This window comes from Streptomyces sp. NBC_00016 (assembly GCF_045040885.1).
GTDB classification, from domain to species: Bacteria; Actinomycetota; Actinomycetes; order Streptomycetales; family Streptomycetaceae; genus Streptomyces; species Streptomyces coriariae.
Window position 1 is genome coordinate 4,958,338 of record NZ_CP108304.1, and the last position, 21,603, is coordinate 4,979,940.

Sequence of the window (21,603 nt, forward strand, 5' to 3'; positions counted from 1 at the left end):
CGTCACACGAAAGCACTGCCGGGGTGCCTCACAGCAGCGTAACTTAGCGTTCCGAGACACCCGCCGACACCCGGCGACACCCGCCGATACCTGCCCACACCGCCACCTCCCGCTGGCAACGCCGCCACAACCACCCGAGTACCGACCGCCGAGGGGTCCCGTTTCCGTGAGTCTGCATCCCACCCTCCAGCCCTACGCCGACGCCTGGACCCACTCCATCGAAGCGATATCCGAGTTGGTGCTGCCGCTGGTGGAGGCGGACTGGAACCGCCGGACACCGTGCCCCGGCTGGTCGGTGCGCGACATCGTGTCGCACGTCATCGGGCTGGACTGCGAGATGTACGGCGACCCGCGCCCCATCCACACCCTGCCGCGCGACCTCTACCACGTCACCAACGACATCCAGCGCTACATGGAGATGCAGGTCGACGTCCGCCGCCACCACACGGCGCCGGAGATGACGTCCGAGCTGGAGTACACGGTCATCCGCCGCAACCGCCAGCTGCGCAACGAGTCGCGCCAGCCCACCACGATGGTGCGCGGCCCGCTCGGCACCGAGCTCACGCTCGAGGAGTCCATGCGCAAGCACGCGTTCAACGTGTGGGCGCACGAGCAGGACCTGCGCGCCGCCCTCGGCCGGCCCGGCAACCTCGACTCGCCCGGCGCGCACATCGCCCGTGACGCGCTGCTCGCCGAACTCCCGGCGGTCGTCGCCGAGAAGGCCGACGCCCCGCGCAGCTCCGCGGTCGTCTTCGACGTGCACGGGCCGATCGAGTTCCTGCGCACCATCCGCGTCGACATCCAGGGCCGCGGCACCCTGGAGACGGCCCCGGCGCTCGGCCCGGCCGCCGCGTTCACCCTCGACTGGGAGACGTTCGTGCGGCTGGCCTGCGGCCGGGTGACGGCGGAGGCGGTCGCCGACCGGGTGAAGGCGGAGGGCGATCCGGAGCTGACGGCGGCGATCCTGCGGAACTTCGCGGTCACCCGGTAGCCGGCGGCGCTCCCCCGGCCACCGCAAGTCGCCGGTATGGGCGCACCCCGCACCCCTCGACAGAACGGGCCCGTCGTGACGATCACGACGGGCCCGTTCCGAGGGTGCTACCGGTTGAGCGGGTGTCAGCCCAGCTTGGCGAAGCCGAAGTTCAGCAGCTTCGTCGCGTCGGCGGCACGCACCGTCGCGCTGGTGGAGGCCAGCACCGTACCCACGACGGTCTTGCCGTTGCGGGTGGCGGCGAAGACGAGGCAGTACTTCGCCTCCGGACCGGAGCCCGTCTTCACGCCGATGGTGCCGCTGTAGCTGCTCAGCAGCGTGTTGGTGTTGGTCCAGGCCGCCATGGTGCGGGTGGAGCCGGTCTTGGTGATGGTCTTGGCGGTGTACGACTTCGTCTTGACGACCGCACGGAAGTTCGCGCTCTTCAGCGAGTTGCTGGCGAGCTTCGTCAGGTCCTTGGCGGTCGAGTAGTTCGACCCGTTGCCGATGCCGTCGAACGAGTCGAAGTGCGTCTTCGTCATGCCGAGCGCCTTCGCCTTGCTGTTCATCTTGGCGATGAAGTTCTTGACGCGCGCGGCCCGCGTGGTGCCCGTGCCGAACTTGTCGGCCAGGGCGTACGCGGCGTCACAACCGGACGGCAGCATCAGCCCGTAGAGCAGCTGACGGACCGTGACCTTGTCGCCGACGATCAGGCGCGCGGACGAGGCGCCCTTGGCCACTATGTAGTCGCTGTACGCCTTCTGGATGGTGACCTTGGTGTTGAGATTCAGGTTCGTCTGCGACAGCACGACATTCGCCGTCATGATCTTCGTGGTGGAGCCGGTGGACAGCTTGGTGTCCATGCCCTTGTTGTACAGCGCGGCGCCGTTCGCATTGTTCATCACGTAGCCGGTCTTGGCGGCGATCGTGGGCGTCGTGACGGCTTGTGCGGGCGCCGCGGTGAGGGCTCCGGTCGCGAGCACTGCGCCGACGGTGACGGCGACGGATGCGGCCCTGCGGACTCGGATGCCCTTGGTGGCGGTTATCAACTGAAATACCCCGATTACGTCGAATGCCCCTGCGATGCGGCCAAGTTCAAGGGGAAAGAAGAAGGGGCCGCATGTGTGTGACACGTAAGTAGCACAGAAAGTTGTGCGCTTGCTGGGCCGAATTTCCGATTACTTGACCCGGCTCTTACCCGGCCCTCGCCCACCCCGCTTGCCGCACCCCTCGTCGCGCCCCGTCGCGGGTCCGCATTCTGGACCGGTCCCCCGTTGCGTACGTGTTGTATCTATCCTGTGGGCATGCCGTCCTCCGCCCCGCCCGCCCCCCTCCCCGTGAAGCAACCGCCCGCCGCCGACCGTGTGTACGCCCACGTCAAGCAGGGTGTCCTGGACCGCCGCTACGAGGGCGGCACCCTCCTCACCGAGGGCGAGCTCGCCGAGGCCGTGGGGGTCTCGCGCACTCCGGTGCGCGAGGCGCTGCTGCGCCTGGAGGTGGAGGGGCTGATCAAGCTCTACCCGAAGAAGGGCGCCCTGGTCCTGCCGGTCTCCGCACAGGAGATCGCGGACGTGGTGGAGACCAGGCTGCTGGTGGAGGAGCACGCGGCGCGCAAGGCGGTCCCCGCCTCGGCCGCGCTGATCCAGCGGCTGGAGGAGCTGCTCGCGAAGCAGAAGGCGCAGGCCGCGGCGGGCGACCTGGCCGCGGCCGCCGTGACGGACCGCTGCTTCCACGCCGAGATCGTCCGCAGCGGCGGCAACGACATCCTGTCGAGGCTGTACGACCAGCTCCGCGACCGCCAGCTGCGGATGGGCGTCGCCGTGATGCACTCCCACCCCGACCGGATAGCCAAGACGCTGGGCGAGCACGAGGAGATCCTCCAGGCACTGCGCTCCGGTGACGCCGAGGCCGCCGTCGAGATCGTGCACCGGCACGTCGGCTGGTTCTCGCACCTGGCCCGCGGGGAGGTCCGATGAGCCCCGGCCCCCGCAGCCTGAACTCCACCCTTCCGGGTGATCCACCGGGCGGACGGCGCGCGATGGCCGTCTGGGGGATCGGCGTCTCGGTCTACTTCGTCGCGGTCATCTTCCGCACCTCCCTCGGAGTGGCCGGCCTGGACGCCGCCGAGCGCTTCCAGGTCAACGCCTCGGCCCTGTCCACCTTCTCGATCCTCCAGCTCCTGGTCTACGCGGGCATGCAGATACCGGTGGGTCTGCTGGTCGACCGGCTCGGCACGAAGAAGGTGCTGACCATCGGCGTCGTGCTGTTCACGGCCGGCCAGCTCGGCTTCGCCTTCTCCCCGTCCTACGGCACGGCCCTCGCCTCACGCGCGCTGCTCGGCTGCGGGGACGCGATGACGTTCATCAGCGTCCTGCGGCTGGGAACCAGGTGGTTCCCGGCGCGCCGCGGACCGATGGTCGCGCAGCTGGCGGGACTGGCGGGGATGGCGGGCAACCTGGTCTCGACCCTCGTCCTGGCCCGCCTCCTGCACGGCATCGGCTGGACGGCGGCCTTCGCGGGCAGCTCGCTCGCGGGAGTGGTCGTCCTGGTCCTCCTGCTGCTGTTCCTGAAGGACCACCCCGAGGGCCACGAGCCCGAGCCGTTCCCGCACCGGGGTGCGGCGTACGTCCGCCGCCAGATCGCCGCGTCCTGGCGCGAGCCGGGCACCCGCCTCGGCCTGTGGGTGCACTTCACCACCCAGTTCCCGGCGATGGTGTTCCTGCTCCTGTGGGGCCTGCCGTTCCTGGTGGAGGCGCAGGGCCTGTCGCGGGCGACGGCCGGCGAACTCCTGACCCTGGTGGTGCTGAGCAACATGGTCGTGGGCCTGGTCTACGGCCAGGTCGTCGCCCGCCACCACGAGGCCCGGCTGCCGCTGGCCCTGAGCACGGTCGGCGCGACCGCCCTGATGTGGGCGGCCACGCTCGCCTACCCCGGCGACCGGGCGCCGATGTGGCTGCTCGTGACGCTCTGCGCGGTCCTGGGCGCGTGCGGCCCCGCCTCCATGCTCGGCTTCGACTTCGCCCGCCCGGCCAACCCGCCCGAGCGCCAGGGAACCGCCTCCGGCATCACCAACATGGGTGGCTTCGTGGCGTCCATGACGACGCTCTTCGCGGTCGGCGTGCTGCTGGACGCGACCGGCGACGACTACACGATCGCCTTCTCCTGCGTCTTCGTCCTCCAGGCCCTCGGCGTCAGCCAGATCCTGCGGCTGCGCAGCCGCGCGGCCCGGCGCGAGCGGGAGCGGCTGGTGGCGAGCCGCGTGGAGACGGTGCACGTACCGGCGTAGACGGCCCGGACGGCGTGCGGGCCGTTCGGGGCTCCTCGCCGCCGAAACACGGTTGAACGCACGCCCGTTCGACGTCTACCGTCGGGCCTCATCGACGTGTAGCTCAGTAGCCAGAGCGCCGGGCTTCAGACCCGGAGGGCGCAGGGGCGGAACCTGCCACGTCGGCTCATCGACGTGTAGCTCAGCAGCAGAGCACCGGGCTCGAGACCCGGAGGGCGCGGGGGCGGCACCCGCCACGTCGGCTTATGAACGACGACGCTGACCAGCAGCACCTCGCAGAGGCCAACCCGGGCTACGCCTCCGGCCAACTGGCCAGGGCGCTCAGCACCGCGCTCACCCACGAAGACCCCGACACCCGCCGGCGCGCCGGAGAACGACAGCGCGCGTGGCGGTCCGTACTGGCGGGCATGGCGAACGGACTGCTCACCATCGGCTCCCGCACACCGGTCCGGGATCTGCCCGCGTGGGTGACGCCCGAGGTGCTCCGGGGCGGCTTCGCCACCGGCGCGCCGAGCGCCGGCGGTCCCCTGACGGAGTACGAGACCGAGGCCGCGCGCCGGGCCGGTGTGCCGCAGGACCGGCAGGCGCTGTTCGCGTACTGGCTGTCCGAGGACGGGCTGGCGCGGCTCTACGAACTCCTCGACGGCGGACGGTACGAGGTGACCGTCCCCGAGGAGGCCGCGCTGCTCACCGTGGCCTGGCTGGCCCGGGCCGGGGAGACCGACGCGGCGCTCGGACTCGTCGAGGAGCTCGCCCCGTTCGCGGGACGGCTGCGGTTCACGCCCCGCCCGTCCACCCGGCCGGCGCCCGACGCCGGCACGGTGCACCGCCGGACCGTCGCCGAGGCCGGCGAGAGCCTGGCGCGGCGGCGGACCAGCGAGGCGGTGGAGACGCAGCGGGAGGCACTGGCCGTGTGGCAGCCGTTCGGCGACGAACTGCTCGCCCACTGGCTGGAGAGCGCCGACGCCGGGCAGCCGACCCGGGTGCTGACGCGCGCCCCCGACGCCGCCTGGCACGGGCGCGGCGCCGAACTGCTGCGCCGCTACCGCGACCTGGCCGACCGTCACACCCACTGCACCAAGCACCTCAGGCCGAAGGAGAACCTGGGGATCCTGCGCGGGGCGCTGGAGGAGACCGTCGCCGGACGGGAACTGGACGCGCGCCGGCTCGGGCTGCTGCGGCACGCCGTCACCTCCATGGTGCGGCGGCGCGGGCTGCCCGGCTCCGCGGAGCTCACCGCGCTGCGCCGGGAGCAGGCCGCGCAGGCGGCGCTGCCCTCGCACCACGCGCTGGCCCAGCTGGTGCTGCGCCGGCTGTCCGGGCTGGACCAGCAGGCGGGCGTGGCCGAGGTCGCGCCGCTCGTCGCCGCGGTCGGCGAGGAGGAGGCGCGGGAGACGGGGCTGCCCGTGGGCGCGGTGATTCCGGCGGGCGTACGGCGGCCCGTCGAGGCCGCGCTGAGCGCGCCCCTGAGCACCCTCGTGGAGCGCGGGGTGGTGCCCTCGGCCGAGGTGCTGGCCGAGCTCGTACCGCAGCTCGTCGCCGCCACCACCGCGCAGGCCTACCCCGACCCGGCCCTGCGCACGCTGGCGGCCGCCCACCACCGGGCGTTCGCGGGCCGCCGTTCGCTGCTGCTGCTCAACCTCCAGCGGCAGGTACGGGCGGAGGAACTGCCATGGGTACGGGCCGTGGCCGGGCAGCGCACGGACGGCGAGGCGGGCGCGGTGTCGGCCGTCGCGCTGCGCCGGCTCGGCGAGCTGGCCGTGCAGGCCTTCCCCGGCACGATCCTGCCCAACTCCCTGGTCCGTGAGCTGTCCGTGCTGGCCCGCCAGGCCGATCTGGGCGCTCCCCTGGTCGAGGAGCTGGCCGCGGACATCTTCATGGGCACCTTCACCCCGAAGTTCCTCGCCGCGGCCCGGATCGCGGCGGAGCTGCTGGGCGGCGGCTCGCTCTACGAGCGCTACTACGCCATCGACTACCGGGCCGTCCGCAATCTGGCGATCGTCGAGACCGGCGAGGCGCTGACGAGGTCGTACGGGGCCAGGACCTCGCCCGGGTTCGCGAAGCTGTGCGTCGAGCGGGCCGAGGCCGGCTCGTCCCGGTCGCGGCGCGGAGGCGGATCGGTGGCCGCGAACGGCAAGGTGATCGAGCAGGCGCAGATCCTCACCACGCACAACCTGGCCACCCTGGTCCACCGGGTCGGCATCGAGCCGGCCGCGGGCTGGCCGGACCTGGCCCGCCGCTGCTTCGCCACCGTGTGCCGGCTGACCGGCCGCGTGCACGACAACCCGCGCCCGCTCGCCACGATCAAGGACGTGGCCTACGCCTGGCGGCAGCTGGTGTTCCACCTGTCCCTGTGCACCCCCGGCGAGCGGGCCCGCACGCTGGCCCGGCTGCCGGAGGAGCTGACCCGGCACCCCGGCCATGTGGCGGGCCGGCTGGCCCCCGCCCTGACCGGCCTGTACCAGGTCGCCGAGGGCGGCCGGGCCGACGAGGGCACCGGGCGGCTGCTCCTCGGCTGGACCACGGACGGACACTGGCTGCGTCCGGACCCGGCCTCGGCGGTCTGAGACCGCCGGGTCGTGGGCCGCGCCCCCTCGGGGTGCGCGGCCCGGCCGGCCGGGCCGCCGCTAACCCCAGGTGATCAGCTTCCTGGGCTGCTCCAGGATCGCCGCCACATCCGCCAGCACCTTGGAGCCCAGTTCCCCGTCCACCAGCCGGTGGTCGAAGCTCAGTGCCAGCGTGGTCACCTGACGTGGCTTCACCTTGCCCTTGTGGACCCACGGCTGGAGCTTGATCGCACCGATCGCGAGGATCGCGGACTCGCCGGGGTTGAGGATCGGGGTGCCGGTGTCGACGCCGAAGACGCCGACGTTGGTGATGGTCACCGTGCCGCCCTGCATGGCGGCCGGGGACGTCCGGCCCTCCCTCGCCGTCGAGACCAGCTCGCCCAGGGACTCCGCCAGCTGCGGCAGCGTCTTGGCGTGGGCGTCCTTGATGTTCGGGACCAGCAGGCCCCTGGGGGTCGCGGCCGCGATGCCCAGGTTGACGTAGTGCTTGACCACGATCTCCTGCGCCGCCTCGTCCCAGGAGGCGTTGATCTCCGGGTTGCGCTTGACGGCGACCAGCAGGGCCCTGGCGATCAGCAGGAGCGGGTTGACCCGCAGGCCCTGCATGTCCTTGTCCTGCTTGAGCTCCTCGACGAGCTTCAGCGTGCGCGTCACGTCGATCGTCACGAACTCCGTGACGTGCGGCGCGGTGAAGGCCGAACCGACCATCGCCGCAGCCGTCGCCTTGCGGACGCCCTTGACCGGGACGCGGGTCTCACGGGCCGTGTCGTACGACGGCGCGGGCACGGCCGCGGGGGTCGTGACCGGAGCCTGTGTCACCTGCGGCACCGGCTCGGCCACCGGAGCGACCTGGGGCGCCGGGGCGGCCGGGGCCACCGCCGCGTGGACGTCCTCGCGGGTGATGATGCCGTCCGGGCCGGACGGGACCACCGTGGCGAGATCGACGCCGAGGTCCTTGGCCAGCTTGCGCACCGGCGGCTTGGCCAGCGGGCGCTCGCGCACGGCGGGCGCGCCGCCGTGGCCGTTGAGCTCCGCCTGGATCGTGTCCGGGACCCGGGAGACCGCGATCTCCGGGCCCTTGCGCGGACGGCGCTTGGTGGAGGACGCGGCCACGCCGTACCCGACGAGGACCGGCTGGCGGCCGGATCCCACCGGCTTGGCGGCCTCGGCCTGCGGTGCTTCGGCCTGCGGTGCGTCGGCCCGCGGTGCTTCGGCCTGCGCCGCCTGCGGCTGCTCCTGCGGGGCGGCCGGGGCCTGGGCGGGCGTCTGCACGGCCGCCTGCGCCGGTACCTCGGCGACCGGGGCGGCCACCGGGGCGCCGCCCGCTCCCGACACGTCCACGGCAATGATCGACATGCCCACGTCGACCGTGGTGCCCTCGGGGAAGTGCAGCGCGCGGACCACCCCGTCGTAGGGGATGGGCAGCTCGACGGCGGCCTTGGCCGTCTCGACCTCGCACACCACCTGGCCGTCCGTCACCGTGTCGCCGGGCTGGACGTACCACTTGAGGATCTCGGCCTCGGTGAGGCCCTCGCCCACGTCGGGCATCTTGAACTCGCGTACGGACGCTTCCGTCATCGTCGTCACGACCCTCTCCTCAGTACGCCAGGGCACGGTCGACGGCGTCGAGCACCCGGTCCAGGCCCGGCAGGTACTCCTCCTCCAGACGCGCCGGCGGGTACGGGGCGTGATAGCCGCCGACCCTGAGCACCGGAGCCTCCAGGTGGTAGAAGCAGCGCTCGGTGATCCGGGCGGCGATCTCCGCGCCCGAACCGAAGAACACCGGCGCCTCGTGGACGACGACCAGCCGGCGGGTCTTCTCGACCGACGTCTGGATCGCGTCGAAGTCCATGGGGGACACCGAACGCAGGTCCAGGACCTCCAGGTTCTTGCCCTCCTCGGCGGCCGCGGCGGCGACCTCCTGGCAGAGCTTCACCATCGGACCGTAGGCGACGAGGGTCAGGTCCGTGCCCTCGCGGACGACCTGGGCCTTGTGCAGCGGGCCGGGGATCGCCTCGAAGTTGACCTCGCCCTTGTCCCAGTAGCGCCGCTTCGGCTCGAAGAAGATCACCGGGTCGTCGCTCTGGATGGCCTGCTGCATCATCCAGTACGCGTCGGACGCGTTGGACGGAGAGACGATCTTCAGGCCCGACACGTGCGCGAAGAGGGCTTCCGGCGACTCCGAGTGGTGCTCGACCGCGCCGATGCCGCCGCCGTAGGGGATGCGGACGACGACCGGCAGCTTGACCTTGCCGAGCGAGCGCGCGTGCATCTTGGCGAGCTGCGTGACGATCTGGTCGTAGGCCGGGAACACGAAGCCGTCGAACTGGATCTCCACCACCGGGCGGTAGCCGCGCAGGGCCAGCCCGATCGCGGTGCCGACGATGCCGGACTCGGCGAGCGGGGTGTCGATGACGCGGCTCTCGCCGAAGTCCTTCTGCAGTCCGTCCGTCACCCGGAAGACGCCGCCGAGCTTGCCGACGTCCTCACCCATGATCAGGACCTTGGGGTCCGTCTCCAGGGCGCGGCGCAGCGACTCGTTGATCGCCTTGGCCAGGGCCAGGTTCTTGGACGTCACGGTTTCCGCCATCTCAGTTTCCCCCCGAACCCGCGGCGAAGCCGCTCTCGGATTCCGTCGCGAACGATGCCTGGTAGGCCGCGAACTGGGCCCGCTCCTCGTCGACGAGCGCGTGTCCGTCCGCGTACACGTTCTCGAAGATCGCGAAGCGGTCCGGGTCCGGCATGGCGCGGACCGCTTCGCGCACTCGCCTGCCCAACGCCTCGCTCTCCGCCTCGAGTTCCGCGAAGAATCCCTCGTCCGTGTGGTTTGACGCCTCCAGGTGGCGGCGCAGGCGCAGGATCGGGTCCTTCGCCTCCCAGGCCTCGCGCTCCTCGTCGGCCCGGTACTTCGTCGGGTCGTCGGAGGTGGTGTGGGCGCCCATGCGGTACGTGTACGCCTCGACGAGGGTGGGGCCCTCGCCGTCGCGGGCCCGGTCCAGCGCCCACCTGGTGACCGCGAGACAGGCCAGGACGTCGTTGCCGTCGACCCGGACGCCGGGGAAGCCGTACCCCTGCGCGCGCTGGTAGAGCGGCACCCGGGTCTGCTTCTCGGTGGGCTCGGAGATCGCCCACTGGTTGTTCTGGCAGAAGAACACGACCGGCGCGTTGTAGACGGCGGAGAAGGTGAAGGACTCCGCCACATCGCCCTGGCTGCTCGCGCCGTCGCCGAAGTAGGCGATCACCGCGCTGTCCGCGCCGTCCTTGGCGACGCCCATGGCGTAGCCCGTGGCGTGCAGCGTCTGGGAGCCGATGACGATCGTGTAGAGGTGGAAATTGTTGCCGTTGGGGTCCCAGCCGCCGTTGTTCACCCCCCGGAACATGCCGAGCAGGTTGGTCGGGTCGACCCCGCGGCACCAGGCGACGCCGTGCTCGCGGTAGGTCGGGAAGACGTAGTCGTCGTCGCGCAGGGCCCGGCCGGAGCCGATCTGGGCGGCCTCCTGGCCGAGCAGCGAGGCCCACAGACCCAGCTCGCCCTGGCGCTGGAGGGCGGTGGCCTCCGCGTCGAAGCGGCGGGTGAGCACCATGTCGCGGTAGAGGCCGCGGAGCTCTTCGGGGGTCACACCGGCGACGTACTTGGCGTACTCGGCGTTCTTCGCGTTCTTGACCCGCTTGCCCTCCGGCGTCAGCAGTTGCACGAGCTCGGGCTCGGCGGACTTCCTGGCGGTGGTGCGGGTGGTGCGCTCGGTGCCGGTGGTGCCGGCCTTGCTTCCGGCGCTGCGTCGCGGCTTGCGCGCGGCAGTGCTCTCCACGGTCACGTGTGCTCCTCCGTCGGTCCGGCCCCCGGGGTTGCCGGGTACCAGTGCGGCTCACCTGCGTCCGACGCCCGTGCACGGGGTGGGTGCCACTCGGTCGGAACAGGTGTGACAGGTGCCCCGGCGAGCGCCCTGCGGTCATCACGTTACCCATTGCTTCACATTTCTGTGAAACCCCTCTTGACCTGCGTTTTTGCTTGGATTTCCAAGTAAATCGGCAAAGTCGGGAGAGAGCCAGGTCACAGCCTTGCAGGAGGCCGGAGCAACGGCACGTTATCCCGGGCACCCGGTCCACGGGAAGACTCCGTATGTGAGACTGAGCGCGTGCGCGAAGAAGGAAAAATCACCGTTTTTCTACTCGACGACCACGAGGTCGTCCGGCGCGGGGTCCGCGAGATGCTCTCCGTGGAGAGCGATATCGAGGTGGTAGGCGAGGCCGGCACGGCGGCCGACGCGCTGGTGCGCATCCCGGCCACGCGGCCCGACGTCGCGGTGCTCGACGTACGGCTCCCGGACGGCAGCGGCGTGGAGGTGTGCCGCGAGATCCGCTCCCGGGACGACTCCGTCAAGTGCCTGATGCTGACCTCGTACGCCGACGACGAGGCCCTCTTCGACGCGATCATGGCCGGCGCCTCCGGCTACGTCCTGAAGGCCATCCGCGGCGAGGAACTGCTGACGGCCGTACGGGACGTCGCCGCCGGGAAGTCGCTCCTGGACCCCGTCGCCACCGCGCGCGTGCTCCAGCGGCTGCGTGAGGGCGCCCCGAAGGCCGACGACCGGCTCGCGCACCTCACCGACCAGGAGCGCAGGATCCTGGACCTGATCGGCGAGGGTCTCACCAACCGCCAGATCGGCACGGAACTGCACCTCGCCGAGAAGACCATCAAGAACTACGTGTCGAGTCTGCTTTCCAAACTCGGTATGCAGCGCCGCTCCCAGGCGGCCGCGTACGTGGCCCGGATGCAGGCGGGAACGCAGGCGGGAACGCAGGCGGGAAACCGGGCCGGGACGCAGACCGGCTCGCGGGCCGGGAGCAACTAGGGACTTACGTCCCGGCCGGACGGGCCGGTGGCCTCTGTGGCGCCCCGTACGGGCCGCGCACAGTGGTCGCATGCCGACCGACGAACGACTCGCCGTCGACCTGCTCGCCCGCACCGAGTACGGACGGGTGGCCGCCAGCCTGCGCGCGATGCCCTTCCTGGCCTGCGCCCGCCACATCGTGGTGGACGGCCGTCTGCTGCTGCGCATGCACCGCGGTCACGGCTACCACCGGGCCTGCGTCGGCCATGTGGTCGCCTACGGCTCGGACAACCTGAACCGGGCGCGGCCGGGCTCCGCCGAGGGCCGGTGGTCGGTGGAGATCGTCGGGAAGTGCGCGGCCGTGGAGCCCACCGCCGCCGAACTGGAGCTCTTCGGGCCCGCGCCCCGGTCCGTGGACGGCGGCGTCCCGTTCGACCCGGTCTACCTGCGCGTCACCCCGCAGTTCGTGACCGTGGACCGCCAGGGAGCGACCTGAAGCGGCCCGGAGCGGCCCGGAGCGACCTGTGAGGCCACCCGGAGCGACGTGGGGCGACCTGGAGCGACCTGGAGCGACCGCCCGTGACCGTTGTTGACCTTTAGTGACTGTCTGTGACAATGCCCAGCTCACAGCCTCGGTTCGTGCCCTAGCATCGGGCGCGTGCCGCGCTCCTGTGTACCCCCCTTAGTGCTCCACGCGCCCCCTCTGGGCGCCCTGCTCCGCCGGTACGCCGCCGGCACCGCGCTCACCTGTGAACCCGTCGACGAGGGGCTGCTGAACCGCGGCTACCGGCTGCGCACCACCCGCGGCCGCTACTTCCTCAAGCACCACTTCGACCCCGACACCGCCGACCCCGCCTCCATCGCCCGCCAGCACCGGGCCACCGAGCGACTGGCCGACCTCGGCGTCCCGGTCGCTCCCCCGCTGCCCGGCCACGACGGACGCACGGTCGCCGTCGTCGGCGGCCATGCCTACGCCCTCCACCCGTGGATCGACGGCCGCCACCGCCACGGCGCCCAGCTCACCCCCGGCCAGTGCGGGCGCCTGGGAGCACTGCTGGGCGTGGTGCACGCCAGCCTGGAGCAGGTGATGCGGGCGGCCCACGGCGAGCTCCTGCCCCCGGCCCGTGGCGGGCACGTGCCCCGGGGCCTCGGGGTCAACGCGCCTGCGGGGGGCGAGGCGCCTTTGACGCGCGATCCGCGACGCGACCCGGGCCTGACCCGGGGGCACGCCCCTGAGGGCCGTATCGCCCCGTCCGGGCGCCCTGCCCGGGCCGCGGCCCCCGCTCCCGCCGGGCACACCACCGCTGCCGAGCGCACCACGCCCGTCGAGGCCGCCGTCCCCGCCGCGAGCCCCGACCCCGCCGACACCTTCGTCCTCATCGAGGACCTCCTCGCGCGCGTGCGCCGCCACCGCCCCGCCGACTCCTTCGACGAACTCGCCCGCCACCGCCTCCTGGAACGGCGCACGCTGCTGGAACGGCACGCGGACCGGCGTCCTCCGCGCAGCGGCCCGGTCGGCTGGGTGCACGGGGACTTCCACCCCTTCAACCTGCTCTACCGCGGGGACGCCCCGGCCGCCATCGTCGACTGGGACCGGCTGGGCGTGCAGCCCCGCGCCGAGGAGGCCGTCCGCGCCGCCGCGATCTTCTTCGTCCGGCCCGACGGCACCCTCGACCTGCCGAAGGCGAGGCAGTACGCACGCGCGTACCGACGCGCGGCCGGGGCCACGCCCTCCGAACTCGCGGCAGCCGTGCACCGGGTGTGGTGGGAGCGCCTCAACGACTTCTGGATGCTGCGCTGGCACTACGAGCGCGGCGACACCCGCGCCGACTCCCAGTTCCCGGCGGCCTCGGCCCTCGCCGTGTGGTGGACCCGCGAGTACGACGCGGTGTGCGGCGCGTTCGCCGGCTGACCCGGGCCCCTCGAACGCGACACGCGCGCGTGGAGCCCTGTGACGGGCCCACGCGCGCGTGCGGCGTACTGCGGTCAGTTTCCGATGCTGCCGAGGGTGCCACCCTCGGTGGCCGGGTCGCTCGGCTCCACATCCGTCGGATCGTCCGAAGGCTGCGTGTCCGTCGGATCGTCCGAGGGCTGGGTCTCCGTCTCCTCGTCCGTCGGCTCGCTGCTGGCCGACTCGGAGGGGGAGTACGACGGCGAGTACGAGGGCGAGTACGACGGCGTCCAGTCCGAATCGGAGTTCGAACCGGAGTTGTCGTCCGAGGTGTCGTCCGAGGACGTGTTGCTCGCCTCGTCGCTCGGTGTCGCGGTGGAGGCGTCGTCCGTCGCGGACTGCGAGGTGGACGGCGACGGCGAGGTGTCGGTGTCGCCGCTGCCCTTCCCCTGGCCGTTCAGCGCGAGCGCGACACCCGCGGCGATGGCGATCACCGCGAAGACGGCGAGGATCCACAGCTTGCCGCGGCCGCTGCCCTTGTTGCCGTGCCCCTCGAAGCCGCCGTCGTCACCGCCGCCGTAGCCGGTGGGCAGGATCGGCTGCGGGATCTGCGAGGTGCTGGAGCCGTCGGCGCCGTGCGCCAGCGCGGTCGTGCTCGCGAAGCCGCCGGAGGGCGTGCCGCGGCCGTCGTGCGCGCCGACCGGGCCGGTGTTCCAGGTGCCGGTGTGGCCGCCCTGGTCGTACAGCATCTGGAGCCCGTACTGGACCAGACCGCGCATCTCCTCCGCCGTCTGGAACCGGTCGTCGGGGTCCTTGGCCAGGGACCGCATGACGAGACCGTCGAGCTCCGGCGGGCACTGCCCGTCCGAGGTCTGCGACGGCGGCACCGGGATGTCCTGCACGTGCTGGTAGACCACCGACAGCGGCGTCTCGCCGGTGAACGGCGGCCGCAGTGCGAGGAGTTCGTACAGCAGGCAGCCCGTGGCGTACAGGTCGGAGCGGTAGTCGACGGCCTTGCCGAGCGCCTGCTCCGGGGAGAGGTACTGCGGGGTGCCCATGACCATGCCGGTCTGCGTCATCGTCGTGGACGCGCCGTGCAGGGCGCGCGCGATGCCGAAGTCCATCACCTTGACCGCGCCGTTGTGCGTGATGATCACGTTCGCCGGCTTGATGTCACGGTGCACGATGCCGTGCTGGTGCGAGTAGGCGAGCGCCTCCAGCACCCCCGAGGTGATGATCAGGGCCTGCTCGGGGCCGGGTGCCTCGGCGTTGAGGAGAAGGTCGCGGATGGTGCGTCCCTCGACGATCTCCATCACGATGTACGGCACGCTCTGGCCGCCCACGAAGTCCTCGCCGGAGTCGTACACGGCGACGATCGCATGGTGGTTGAGGCCGGCCACCGACTGGGCCTCGCGCGTGAAGCGGGCCTTGGACACGGGGTCCTCGGCGAGATCGGCGCGCAGCAGCTTCACCGCGACGGTGCGTCCGAGGCGTACGTCCTCGGCCGCGAACACCTCGGCCATGCCACCTCGGCCGAGTCTGCGGGTCAACCGGTATCGGCCGTCCCCTACCAGCCCGCCGTTGCCCCAGTTCTCCGGCGCATCTGACATACCGCCGCCAGTCGCCTCGGGGTCGGACGGGCCCTGAGCGCGCTGCTGTGCCATCAGTCCTCGCCGTCGTTTCTGCCCGCGGAACGCGCGGTGTTGTTACGGTCTCCGTCGGCCACGCTACAGCCTCCACGCAAGCCTCCGGCCCGGGACGATCCCCGGAACATCGCCCGGGGCGAGCCCGGACGCCGGTCCGCGACGGACCGGCCATCAAACCTGTACTCCGTACCGACGTGCAAATTCTGTGTACCGGCCGTACGGCACCTGTAACGCTTCCGCGACGCTTCTTTCTCGTAGGGTCACGGAACGGGCACCGAGCTTGACGTGTCAGTGCCCTACGGCAGACTTGGCCGGGAATAGCACTGTCGATCAACGACAGTCAACGGCGCTTGAGGGCCTACGGGGGACGCAGAAGATGAGCCAGGACGGCGCGCAGGGCCGGTATGCGGGGCGGGCGCTCGCCGCCGGCCGGTATCAGCTGCGCGACTTGCTCGGCGAGGGCGGCATGGCCTCGGTGCACCTCGCCTACGACGCCGTGCTCGACCGTCAGGTCGCGGTGAAGACCCTGCACACCGAACTCGGCCGTGAGCAGGCCTTCCGCGAGCGCTTCCGCCGCGAGGCCCAGGCCGTGGCCAAGCTCACGCACACCAACATCGTCTCCGTCTTCGACACCGGCGAGGACGACGTCGAGGGGCTGACGACTCCGTACATCGTCATGGAGTACATCGAGGGCCGCCCGCTCGGCTCGGTGCTCGACGAGGACGTACGGCAGCAGGGCGCGATGCCCGCCGACAAGGCGCTGAAGATCACCGCGGACGTGCTGGCGGCGCTGGAGATCAGCCACGAGATGGGGCTCGTCCACCGCGACATCAAGCCCGGCAACGTGATGATGACCAAGCGCGGCGTGGTCAAGGTGATGGACTTCGGCATCGCTCGCGCGATGCAGTCCGGGGTCACCTCGATGACGCAGACCGGCATGGTCGTCGGCACCCCGCAGTACCTCTCGCCCGAACAGGCCCTGGGGCGTGCGGTGGACGCCCGGTCCGACCTGTACTCGGTCGGCATCATGCTGTTCCAACTGGTCACCGGGCGGCTGCCGTTCGAGGCCGATTCGCCGCTTGCGATCGCGTACGCGCACGTGCAGGAGGAGCCGGTGGCTCCTTCCTCGATCAACCGGGCGCTGCCGCCGGCCGTCGACGCGCTGATCGCCCGCGCGCTGAAGAAGAACCCGAACGAGCGCTTTCCGACCGCTGTCGCCATGCGCGACGAGTGCCTGCGGGTCGCCGCCTCCTTCCAGCCGGCCCCGCCGAGCATCGTCCCGGGCGCGCAGACGTCGAGCGGCGCCGGCGTCGGTTCCGCGGTGTTCCCGCCGATCGGCCAGAGCACCCCGGCGCCGCAGGCCGGCGTCCAGACGCCCTACCAGCCCGCGCCGACCCCGAACCCGTACGGCACCCCGACGCCGCCCGCCTCCTACGGCTATCCGCAGCAGGGCTACCAGACGCCCGCTCCGGCCTACGGCCACCAGCAGGCACCGCACACCCCGCCCGCGTACAACCTCAGCCCGCAGCCGTCCACCACGGTGTCCTCGGGCGGTGGTGGCCGCAGGAACAGCAAGCCGGTGCTCATCGGCTCGGCCGTCGTCGCCGTGGTGGCGGTCGGCGGCCTCATCGCCAGCCTCGCGATGAGCGGGGGCGACGACGACGCCAAGGGCGGTACCTCCAGCTCCTCGCCTTCGGTGACGAAGGCGGCGGACTACCGGGCGCCGGACACCTCCAAGACGATCGAGTCGACGGAGTGCTCCGAGCCGCAGGAGTCGTACAACGACCCCGACAAGATCCGGGTGCCGAACTTCAAGTTCAAGTACATCGGCTCGGTCAAGGAGTGCTTCCAGGCCGCCGGCTGGCAGTACAAGATCACGAAGGTGGACGAGAACACCTACGGCGACGGGGCGGTCATGGACCAGTTCCCCTCCGCCGGGACGGACGTCGACCCGAAGGACATGCCCGAGATCGAGATCAAGGTCTCCACGGGCAACCCGGCGTCGTGACCGTCTGACGTCATGGGAGAAGGGCCCGGCGCCGAAACGCCGGGCCCTTCTCGTGTGTACGGCTGGGGACGACTGTCCGTCGCTCTAGAGGTACGGCCCGCCCGTACGGCCGCCCGCCGCGCGCGGATCGTCGGCGCCCTCGTGACCCGCTCCCGGCGGCAGCGCCCGGCGCATCTGCTCCAACTGGGCACGCGCGGCCATCTGCTGGGCGAAGAGGGTGGTCTGGATGCCGTGGAAGAGGCCCTCCAGCCAGCCGACCAACTGGGCCTGCGCGATGCGCAGTTCCGCGTCGCTCGGCGTCGAGTCCTCGTTGAACGGCAGGGAGAGCCGCTCCAGCTCCTCGACCAGTTCCGGCGCCAGGCCGTCCTCCAGCTCCTTCACCGAGCTCGAGTGGATCTCCTTCAGCCGGACCCGGCTCGCCTCGTCCAGAGGAGCCGCGCGCACCTCCTCGAGCAGCTGCTTGATCATGCTGCCGATCCGCATGACCTTCGCCGGCTGTTCGACCTGCTCGGTCACCGGGATCTCACGGGAGTCGTCGTCAGCGTCGATGTCACCGAGCGCCATGCCGTCCTGACCTACGACCAGGATCTTCTGGGCGTTCTCCGGCGACCTTTCGTTCCTCGGCATCTCCATGCCGTCATTCTCTCGCACGTCCCCACCTCATCACCGTGGCACCCCCCGTGAAAGGTGATCCACTCTTTCCGTTCGGCGGAGTCCGGAATGCGGTGACAGTTCCCCGATGTGAGGCTTATTGCGTCTTTTCTTGGCGACTGGGCACCGGGAGGGGGTCACGGACGTGACTCCATGGCAGCAGGCGTGGTGCGCGACGCGGGCCGGCGCGGGCGTCGGAGCGGTCGTGCTGGGCGTGCTCGCGCTGCCCTGCGGGGGCGTCTCCTCGTACGCGGCCGTCGCGTCGTACGCCGCCGTGTCGGCGTCCGCCACCCCCGCCCCCTCCTCCTCCGCACCGGACCGGGCCGGCAGCCGGGCGGGCGAGGGACGCCAGCGGCCCGGCCGGGCGGGCGACCACGCGGCGGAGGAGGCCGACGAGGAAGCGGACGAGGAGGCGCAGGACACGGAGGGCGAGGACAGCGCGAGCGAGGACGCGGGCGAGGGGAGCGACGACGGCGGCCTCTCCGACGACACCGCCGCGTCCGAGTCGCCGGAGGCCGACGCTCCCGTACCCTCGGGCGCGCCACGGGACCCCGTGCGACGTCCCGTGGCGCAGCCGGAGGGCTCCGACGGCCCCGTGCTGCAGATCCTGCCGCTCGGCAGCGGTCTCGTCCTCATCGGCCTCGGCATCGCCCTCGCCCTGGCCGCCCTGCGGCTGCGCCGGAGCTGAGGCCGCCGCCGGGTCAGGCTCTGCCCTAGGTCGTGACCAGCAGTACCTTGCCGACGTGGGTACTGGCCTCGACGATCCGGTGGGCCTCGGCCGCGTCGCTCATCGGGACCTCGCGGTCGACGACGGGGCGGACATGGCCGGCGGCGAGCAGTGGCCAGACGTGTTCGCGTACGGCCGCCACGATGGCCGCCTTCTCCTCCAGGGGACGGGCCCGCAGCGAGGTCGCGCTGATCGCGGCGCGCTTGCCGAGAAGCGCGCCGATGTTCAGCTCGGCCTTGATCCCGCCCTGCATACCGATGATCGCCAGGCGGCCGTTGACGGCGAGCGCCTGGACGTTGCGGTCGAGGTACTTCGCACCCATGTTGTCGAGGATGACATCGGCGCCCGCGCCGTCCGTGGCCTGCTTCAGCTCGGCGACGAAGTCCTGCTCGCGGTAGTTGATCAGAATGTCCGCGCCCAGCTCGGCGCACTGGTCCAGCTTCTCCTTGGTGCCCGCGGTGACGGCGACCCTGGCGCCGACGGCCTTGGCCAGCTGGATCGCCATGGTCCCGATGCCACTGGAGCCGCCGTGCACGAGCAGCGTCTCGCCCGGACGCAGGTGGGCGATCATGAAGACGTTCGACCAGACGGTGCTGGTCACCTCGGGGAGCGCGGCGGCCCGCCGCAGATCGACGCCGTCCGGCACGGGCAGCAACTGGCCGGCCGGCACGGCGACCTTCTGCGCGTATCCGCCGCCCGCGAGCAGCGCGCACACCTCGTCGCCGACGGCCCAGCCGGAGACGCCGGGGCCGACCTCGACGATCCGGCCGGAGCACTCCAGGCCGGGGTAGCGGGAGGCGCCGGGCGGCGGATCGTAGAAGCCCTGCCGCTGAAGGATGTCGGCCCGGTTGACGGCGCCGGCCACCACCTCGACCAGGACCTCGCCCGCGCCGGGTACGGGATCGGGGACCTCGTCCCACACCAGCGCCTCGGGACCACCAGGTTCGGGAATCGTGATCGCATGCATGAAGGGGACGCTACTCCTCCCCCTCTCCTCCCCCTTCCTCGCTCCCGATCATGGTCCGCGGCAGGAAAGCGGGGGAGCGGGGAAAAAACGAGATGCGATCACCGATGAGTTCGGGCGACGGTAAAGGTCTCCCCATGCGTAGCCCAAGTACGCGGAAGGAACCCCCATGAGCCAGCACACCGCCGGCCTGGCGATCGAGACTGCGGGCCTGGTCAAGACGTTCGGCGAGACCAGGGCCGTGGACGGCGTCGATCTCGCCGTCCCCACCGGCACGGTCTACGGCGTCCTCGGCCCGAACGGCGCCGGCAAGACGACCACCGTGAGGATGCTCGCCACGCTGCTGCGGCCGGACGGCGGCCAGGCCCGGATCTTCGGCCACGACGTCGTCCGGGAGGCCGACGAGGTGCGCGGCCGGGTGAGCCTCACCGGCCAGTACGCGTCCGTGGACGAGGACCTCACCGGCACCGAGAACCTGGTGCTGCTCGGCCGGCTTCTCGGACACGGCAAGAAGGCCGCCCGGGAGCGGTCCGCGCAGCTGCTCGCCGCGTTCGGGCTCACCGACGCGGCCGGAAAGCAGGTCAAGCACTACTCGGGCGGCATGCGGCGCCGGATCGACATCGCCGCGTCCATCCTCAGCACGCCCGACCTGCTCTTCCTCGACGAGCCGACGACCGGGCTCGATCCGCGCAGCCGCAACCAGGTGTGGGACATCGTGCGGGCGGTGGTCGCCCAGGGCACCACCGTGCTGCTGACCACGCAGTATCTGGACGAGGCCGACCAGCTGGCGTCCCGGATCGCCGTCATCGACCGGGGCCGGGTCATCGCCGAGGGCACGAAGGGCGAGCTGAAGGCGTCCGTCGGCGCCGGCTCCGTCCATCTGCGGCTGCGCGACGCCGAGCAGCGGCCCGAGGCCGAGCAGGTGCTGCGGCTGGCCCTGGACGCGGACGTCCAGCGGGAGCCGGACCCGGTGGCGCTGACCGCCCGGCTCGACGCGGCGGCGGGCGACACGGCCGCCGCCCAGGCCGCCCGGGCCCTCGGGGAACTGGCCCGGGCCGGGGTCCTGGTCGACAACTTCTCGCTGGGCCAGCCCAGCCTGGACGAGGTGTTCCTCGCCCTCACCGGACACGACACGAAGACCGACACCGAGCCCGGAGCACCGGCCGACGCCGGTACACCGGCCCGCGGCCAGAAAGGCGAGGTGGCGGTATGAGCACCGTGACCAGCACGGACGTCCAGGATCTCGCCCCCGTCAGCGCCGAGTCGCTGGCCGCGCTGCTCGTCGCGCAGGAGCGCCCGCCCCGCCCGAGCGCCCTCTCGGCCTCCCTCACCTTCGGCTGGCGGGCGATCCTCAAGATCAAGCACGTGCCCGAGCAGCTCTTCGACGTCACCGCGTTCCCGATCATGATGGTGCTGATGTACACGTACCTGTTCGGGGGCGCCCTGGCCGGGTCCCCGGAGGAGTACATCCAGTTCCTGCTGCCGGGCATCCTGGTGATGTCGGTCGTGATGATCACCATGTACACGGGTGTCTCGGTGAACACCGACATCGAGAAGGGCGTCTTCGACCGCTTCCGGTCACTGCCGATCTGGCGGCCGTCGACGATGGTCGGCTATCTGCTGGGCGACGCGCTGCGCTACACGATCGCCTCCGTCGTGATGCTCACCGTCGGCATGATCCTCGGCTACCGGCCGGACGGCGGGCTCGCGGGCGTGGTCGCCGGAATCGCCCTGCTGGTCGTCTTCTCGTTCGCTTTCTCGTGGATCTGGACGATGTTCGGGCTGCTGCTGCGCACCGAGAAGTCGGTGATGGGCGTCAGCATGATGGTGATCTTCCCGCTCACCTTCCTGTCCAACGTGTTCGTCGACCCCCGCACCATGCCGGGCTGGCTCCAGGCGTTCGTCAACAACAGCCCGGTCACCCATCTGGCCTCGGCGGTGCGGGGCCTGATGGCGGGTGACTGGCCCGCTGCCGAGATCGCCTGGTCGCTGGGGTGGGCCGGACTGTTCGTGCTGGTCTTCGGGCCGGTGACGATGCGGCTCTACAACCGCAAGTAATGC

The 21,603-nt window shown here is 71.6% G+C and carries 18 protein-coding genes and 1 tRNA gene; 12 read left to right on the forward strand and 7 right to left on the reverse strand.

The features are described 5' to 3' along the window. Positions 1-166 precede the first annotated feature (166 nt). Complete coding sequence (locus tag OG933_RS21945; protein ID WP_142265218.1) at positions 167-991, forward strand: maleylpyruvate isomerase family mycothiol-dependent enzyme; 825 nt, start codon at positions 167-169, stop codon at positions 989-991. A gap of 125 nt (positions 992-1,116) precedes the next feature. On the opposite strand, the gene OG933_RS21950 is transcribed toward OG933_RS21945, so the two are convergent. Beyond that, positions 1,117-2,019 carry a D-alanyl-D-alanine carboxypeptidase gene (locus OG933_RS21950; protein ID WP_362267655.1) on the reverse strand — a complete coding sequence of 301 codons (903 nt, stop codon included), beginning with the start codon at positions 2,017-2,019 and terminating at the stop codon, positions 1,117-1,119. Between the two features lie 255 nt (positions 2,020-2,274). Between OG933_RS21950 and OG933_RS21955 the strand changes: the two genes are divergently transcribed. The 4 genes from OG933_RS21955 (at position 2,275) to OG933_RS21970 (ending at position 6,823) form a co-directional block, all read left to right on the forward strand. Continuing rightward, entirely contained in the window at positions 2,275-2,946 is a 672-nt protein-coding gene (locus tag OG933_RS21955; RefSeq protein WP_028806968.1) for a GntR family transcriptional regulator, read from the forward strand. 62 nt (positions 2,947-3,008) lie between these two features. Beyond that, positions 3,009-4,256, forward strand: coding sequence for a nitrate/nitrite transporter (locus OG933_RS21960; RefSeq protein ID WP_020130578.1), 1,248 nt, complete (start codon positions 3,009-3,011; stop codon positions 4,254-4,256). A gap of 170 nt (positions 4,257-4,426) precedes the next feature. Then, positions 4,427-4,498: transfer RNA gene (locus tag OG933_RS21965), tRNA-Ser, on the forward strand. Between the two features lie 3 nt (positions 4,499-4,501). Beyond that, a complete protein-coding gene (locus OG933_RS21970; RefSeq protein WP_405628563.1) occupies positions 4,502-6,823 on the forward strand; it encodes a hypothetical protein in 2,322 nt (773 codons plus the stop codon). Between the two features lie 60 nt (positions 6,824-6,883). On the opposite strand, the gene OG933_RS21975 is transcribed toward OG933_RS21970, so the two are convergent. From OG933_RS21975 to pdhA, 3 genes are read right to left on the reverse strand one after another with little or no spacing between them, the layout of a single operon-like run. After that, positions 6,884-8,410, reverse strand: a complete 1,527-nt coding sequence (locus tag OG933_RS21975; protein WP_405628564.1) for a dihydrolipoamide acetyltransferase family protein — start codon at positions 8,408-8,410, stop codon at positions 6,884-6,886. A 10-nt stretch (positions 8,411-8,420) separates the two neighbouring features. Then, positions 8,421-9,413 (reverse strand): alpha-ketoacid dehydrogenase subunit beta, encoded by a 993-nt coding sequence (locus OG933_RS21980; protein ID WP_362524517.1) that lies wholly within the window; start codon positions 9,411-9,413, stop codon positions 8,421-8,423. 1 nt (position 9,414) lies between these two features. Next, a complete protein-coding gene (pdhA, locus tag OG933_RS21985; RefSeq protein WP_020130582.1) occupies positions 9,415-10,638 on the reverse strand; it encodes a pyruvate dehydrogenase (acetyl-transferring) E1 component subunit alpha in 1,224 nt (407 codons plus the stop codon). A 321-nt stretch (positions 10,639-10,959) separates the two neighbouring features. Here pdhA and OG933_RS21990 point away from each other — a divergent pair, with 321 nt between their 5' ends. The 3 genes from OG933_RS21990 (at position 10,960) to OG933_RS22000 (ending at position 13,567) form a co-directional block, all read left to right on the forward strand. Then, the gene (locus tag OG933_RS21990) at positions 10,960-11,676 is read left to right on the forward strand and encodes a response regulator (protein ID WP_405628565.1); all 717 of its coding nucleotides are present in this window, start codon (positions 10,960-10,962) and stop codon (positions 11,674-11,676) included. Positions 11,677-11,746: 70 nt separating this feature from the next. After that, on the forward strand, positions 11,747-12,151 hold the full coding sequence (locus OG933_RS21995) for a pyridoxamine 5'-phosphate oxidase family protein (RefSeq protein WP_362524511.1): 405 nt from the start codon (positions 11,747-11,749) through the stop codon (positions 12,149-12,151). Between the two features lie 189 nt (positions 12,152-12,340). Beyond that, positions 12,341-13,567 carry a phosphotransferase gene (locus tag OG933_RS22000; protein WP_405628567.1) on the forward strand — a complete coding sequence of 409 codons (1,227 nt, stop codon included), beginning with the start codon at positions 12,341-12,343 and terminating at the stop codon, positions 13,565-13,567. 74 nt (positions 13,568-13,641) lie between these two features. Here the strand turns inward: OG933_RS22000 and OG933_RS22005 are convergent, their stop codons facing one another. Then, complete coding sequence (locus OG933_RS22005; protein WP_362524505.1) at positions 13,642-15,210, reverse strand: protein kinase domain-containing protein; 1,569 nt, start codon at positions 15,208-15,210, stop codon at positions 13,642-13,644. A 358-nt stretch (positions 15,211-15,568) separates the two neighbouring features. Between OG933_RS22005 and OG933_RS22010 the strand changes: the two genes are divergently transcribed. After that, a complete protein-coding gene (locus OG933_RS22010) occupies positions 15,569-17,200 on the forward strand; it encodes a protein kinase domain-containing protein (RefSeq protein WP_362524501.1) in 1,632 nt (543 codons plus the stop codon). Between the two features lie 84 nt (positions 17,201-17,284). On the opposite strand, the gene OG933_RS22015 is transcribed toward OG933_RS22010, so the two are convergent. Next, complete coding sequence (locus OG933_RS22015) at positions 17,285-17,833, reverse strand: bacterial proteasome activator family protein (protein WP_054242066.1); 549 nt, start codon at positions 17,831-17,833, stop codon at positions 17,285-17,287. A 163-nt stretch (positions 17,834-17,996) separates the two neighbouring features. Between OG933_RS22015 and OG933_RS22020 the strand changes: the two genes are divergently transcribed. Beyond that, positions 17,997-18,539 (forward strand): hypothetical protein, encoded by a 543-nt coding sequence (locus tag OG933_RS22020; RefSeq protein WP_362524498.1) that lies wholly within the window; start codon positions 17,997-17,999, stop codon positions 18,537-18,539. A 25-nt stretch (positions 18,540-18,564) separates the two neighbouring features. Here the strand turns inward: OG933_RS22020 and OG933_RS22025 are convergent, their stop codons facing one another. Further along, a complete protein-coding gene (locus tag OG933_RS22025; RefSeq protein ID WP_362524495.1) occupies positions 18,565-19,545 on the reverse strand; it encodes an NAD(P)H-quinone oxidoreductase in 981 nt (326 codons plus the stop codon). Between the two features lie 166 nt (positions 19,546-19,711). On the opposite strand from OG933_RS22025, the gene OG933_RS22030 reads away from it, so the two are divergent. Both OG933_RS22030 and OG933_RS22035 read left to right on the forward strand, forming a co-directional pair. Next, positions 19,712-20,755 (forward strand): ATP-binding cassette domain-containing protein, encoded by a 1,044-nt coding sequence (locus OG933_RS22030; protein WP_405628569.1) that lies wholly within the window; start codon positions 19,712-19,714, stop codon positions 20,753-20,755. After that, positions 20,752-21,600: an ABC transporter permease gene (locus OG933_RS22035; protein ID WP_142265206.1), complete on the forward strand. Its 849-nt coding sequence runs from the start codon at positions 20,752-20,754 to the stop codon at positions 21,598-21,600. Before OG933_RS22030 ends, OG933_RS22035 begins: the two co-directional genes overlap by 4 nt. The last annotated feature ends 3 nt before the right edge of the window (positions 21,601-21,603 follow it).